We start from the raw sequence: 3,354 nt of genomic DNA on the forward strand, positions 1-3,354 counted from the left end.
CGCCAGGGCTACGGATACCACTCCGCCAACGCCCTGATCACCATGGCCATGCTCCGACGCGGCGGCCTGTGCCCACCACTACCCGGACGATCATGAAACCCCTACCCACGACAACGTCAGTAGAGCCACAAAAATGACCCGAGGGCCCTCCTCCGCAAAGGAAAGGGGCCCTCGGGCTGGAACCTTCTTGGTCGCTCAGTCGAGGCAGAACTCGTTGCCCTCGATGTCCTGCATGACGAGACACGACTCGTTTTCCTCGTCGGCAGGCAGTAGCCGTACGCGTACCGTGCCGAGCGCGACCAGTCGGGCGCATTCGGCCTCCAGTGCGGCCAGACGCTCTTCACCGACGAGCCCGGTGCCGACCCGCACGTCGAGATGCAGCCGATTCTTGACGACCTTACCTTCGGGGACAGATGGCAGCCTCGGCGGGTGCGGCCAGGTCTTCGAACGCTTCGGCGGTGACTGGCGTCCCGCCGATGCGGCGTGTGAACTGTCGCTGGCGCGCGTTCACCACTACTGCGCCCCGCCACCGGCGAACTGCTCAGGCGGTGTACGGGCGCCTTGCCGGAACCGTTCGAGTGCCAGGTGCGGGGGCATCGCGGAGACGGCGTACAGCACGCTGTGGTCGGAAGCGACGTAGATCGAAGCGCCGCCGCGGCCCGCCCGCACCACGAGCACGGCGTCGTCGTCGGGCAGCAGGTGGTGGACGAGGTGTGCGCCAGGTGCGATCTGGCCGAACAGGGCGACACCGCGCTCGATCATGCATCGCTGCGACAGCGTGGGACCTTCGGCCCTGTCGCCCGCCCCGGGCAAGAGCTCGAACGCTCGTGGGATCGGGTCGCCCAGCTGCTCATTCACTGATTGCCCTCCTGCTGGGATCACCTCGGCAGTGTAGATCGTCATCGCCATCGGGCGACTGCTCCGGCAGCACCCACCATGGGGTCCGTTCAGTGGCCGAACCGCTGTTCGAGGTAGGCGTGGATCGGTGCCAAATCCTCAGCGGTGAGCACCGTAACCGGGCGGGTGCTGCGCTCACCGTAGCGGTCCAGGGTGAAGCGCGGCGGGTCGTGAAGGCGCCGGATCACGAACCGGTCGCTGGAGCCGTCGCCAAAGCCCACCGATTCAGGTGTGCTCAGGTAACGGTGCAGCGGATATCCGCTGCGCTCGGCCCGCTCCACCAGGTCGGCGGTGACCAGGGACAGGTCGGGGCCTTCGGCGATGATCCGCAGTGGCGGTCCGGCCGCTGCGTCAGGTACTCCCGCCGGATCGCCTCCAGATCCAGCGCGCGCAGCGCGGCAAGGGCGTCCTCGTCGGCCCAGTCGATCCGGAACAACGCGTTCGGCCAGCCCATCGGCCGCGGGGCGGAACGGTTCCCGACCTCGGTCATCAGGACACGGGTGACCTCGGCCAAGGAGTCGGCCGCGAACGTCGGCTCGCCGTGTTTGGGCACGAGGTGATCGTGCAGGTGCAGCTCGAACCGGCCGGCGCGCTGCGCGATCCGGTAGGACTGCCGTTCGCGGGTGGCGACGAACGGGTTGCCGTACAGCTGCGCCGGTGGCCACCAGCCGCACTCGCGTAGCCAGTCACGTGCGACGGGGTCGAGTTCGTCGGGGGTTACCGGCCGGACGCTGCCCGGCGGGTCGAGCCGGGTGACGATGTCCCAAAGCTGCTCGCAGACGGCGTCCTCAGTGTCGAAGACCACGGGCGCCGGGCCGTGCGTGTCCGGGCGGTACGCGGCGGGACCGTTCAGCTCGCGGACCGTGACGGTGTACCGGCCATCGGCGATCAGCAGGTTCCATGCGCCATGGCACACCGAGTGCCCTACACCGCTGCGTAGCGTGTCGTAGCGATCCGCGTACGCCTGGAACGGGTCGTGGCCCGCATCCCGAAGACGCTGCTGCAGCTCCGGAAAGTTCACCCGACCATGATGCACCCGATCGGCGCAATGCTGTCACCGCCCTTACCGACTGCTCGATAGGCAGGTCAGCCGCCATCGCCAACGCCCATCAGGGAAGCTGTCCCGGGATGGGATGTACCGCGGACCCTGCTGTGGTGCGCGAGGCTTCAGCCGCCGTGCGGAGGAATGGCGGCAACGCGCCCAGCGAACGGCTCCACAAGCACCGAGTACTGATCCGCCGACAGCTTGGCGCGCGTCAGGATCCCCCGAGCCGTTGTGGAGACCGCGGCGCGGGCATCCGAATGCAAGCCCACGAGGTGCGCGTCCAGCTCGTTGGCCCGCGGCAGCAGCGCCTGCCGTATCCGACGGTCGAGCTGCGAGTTCGCGCTCGCTGACGGAACCGCCGCGTTGCTCGCCTCCCGTCCTCCATCAGCTGCCAAATCGACCATGCGCTCGAAGGCCGCTTCGAGTTCACCGGGTGCAAGCGCGGTCGCCTCGTCCACGAACTGCTCGGTCGCCACGTCCAGCATGGGTCTCCTAAGATCCGGTCAGTGCAAGATCAGATGAATCCGAGCACGTCATGGCTTGCTCAACAGCCCGGCGGCGGAGATGGCGGCACTCCGTCGTGGGTGGAACCCCGGACCACCGCGAAGACCGTCCGCCCGAGCCATCGAGCGGCTCGTCCGCGCCCGAGTCAGCTCTGATCATCCGCGCGGTGCGCGACCGGCACATAGAACGATTCGCGCGGAACCCCTCGTCCCCGGCCTGCTCAAGGAACTCGTCCCACGCGGCCAGCGGGTCGGCGCCCTCGGGCAGGTCGACCCCGGGGCGGCCCGGGATGCACGTAGTCCAGCGCATCTCGCCAGAACGACGACAGTGCGCCCGGGTCGTGGGCGTCGAAGGTGATTTGGATGTGCCGGCCCATCAGTTCCAACTCCGCTCGTAGCCGCTCACGCCTGAGAAATTATCCACGCCCTCCCGGCCGCGCCGAACGAACTGTTCCGACCCGAAATCGGTTCTTGGTTCATCGCATCTGCCTTCGGGGACACGCTGGAAGAACAGTCGCGGACCTACACCTGAGGGATCGACGCACGCGAACGCTGAGCCCTGCTGTTCAGCCGGCAGCGCGCGATCGACCTCGTCCCAGGTGGCGAATCCTTCCGGCGGCGGCGGTACGACGTACCCCAGCACGTCGCACCAGAAGCGGGCAAGGCGCTCAGGTTGCGCGCAGTCAATGGTGACCTGGAACTGCTTGACCGACGCCATCCGTCCACCCTAGAGGCCGGGTGTGTCGACATCTCCACGCCCTACCCTGGTGGGGCGGAAAGCACTAGACGAGTAAGTCCTAACGGTCCCGGGGCTGCGGCATAGGCGAAGGGTGTTGAAGATCCGTTTGTGACGACAGACCTCAACACCCTTCTGACCGCACTGTACGTGAAGATCGACGACTGGCTCGG

Annotated in this window: 4 protein-coding genes and 2 pseudogenes; all 6 read right to left on the reverse strand. The window is 67.5% G+C overall.

The genetic code is table 11. The annotated features are described in order from the left end of the window. Positions 1 to 195 precede the first annotated feature (195 nt). Positions 196 to 426 (reverse strand): annotated as a pseudogene (locus tag GSF22_RS32160) (VOC family protein); the annotation flags it as partial. 87 nt (positions 427 to 513) lie between these two features. Next, a complete protein-coding gene (locus GSF22_RS32165; RefSeq protein WP_208817675.1) occupies positions 514 to 909 on the reverse strand; it encodes a hypothetical protein in 396 nt (131 codons plus the stop codon). Positions 910 to 947: 38 nt separating this feature from the next. Continuing rightward, positions 948 to 1,178 carry a hypothetical protein gene (locus GSF22_RS32170; protein ID WP_208817676.1) on the reverse strand — a complete coding sequence of 77 codons (231 nt, stop codon included), beginning with the start codon at positions 1,176 to 1,178 and terminating at the stop codon, positions 948 to 950. After that, positions 1,133 to 1,918: a hypothetical protein gene (locus tag GSF22_RS32175; RefSeq protein ID WP_208817677.1), complete on the reverse strand. Its 786-nt coding sequence runs from the start codon at positions 1,916 to 1,918 to the stop codon at positions 1,133 to 1,135. The genes GSF22_RS32170 and GSF22_RS32175 overlap by 46 nt, the downstream gene beginning before the upstream one ends. Positions 1,919 to 2,064: 146 nt before the next feature. Next, positions 2,065 to 2,427, reverse strand: a complete 363-nt coding sequence (locus GSF22_RS32180; RefSeq protein ID WP_208817678.1) for a hypothetical protein — start codon at positions 2,425 to 2,427, stop codon at positions 2,065 to 2,067. A gap of 502 nt (positions 2,428 to 2,929) precedes the next feature. Then, positions 2,930 to 3,163 (reverse strand): annotated as a pseudogene (locus GSF22_RS32190) (VOC family protein); the annotation flags it as partial. Positions 3,164 to 3,354 lie beyond the last annotated feature (191 nt).

It is taken from the genome of Micromonospora echinofusca (genome assembly GCF_017614955.1).
Lineage (GTDB): Bacteria > Actinomycetota > Actinomycetes > Mycobacteriales > Micromonosporaceae > Micromonospora > Micromonospora echinofusca_A.

Excerpts from the sequence above, each read along its gene's own strand:
- GSF22_RS32165 (WP_208817675.1), bottom strand. The coding sequence starts at position 909 with ATGGCGATGACGATCTACACTGCCGAGGTGATCCCAGCAGGAGGGCAA.
- GSF22_RS32180 (WP_208817678.1), bottom strand. The coding sequence starts at position 2,427 with ATGCTGGACGTGGCGACCGAGCAGTTCGTGGACGAGGCGACCGCGCTT.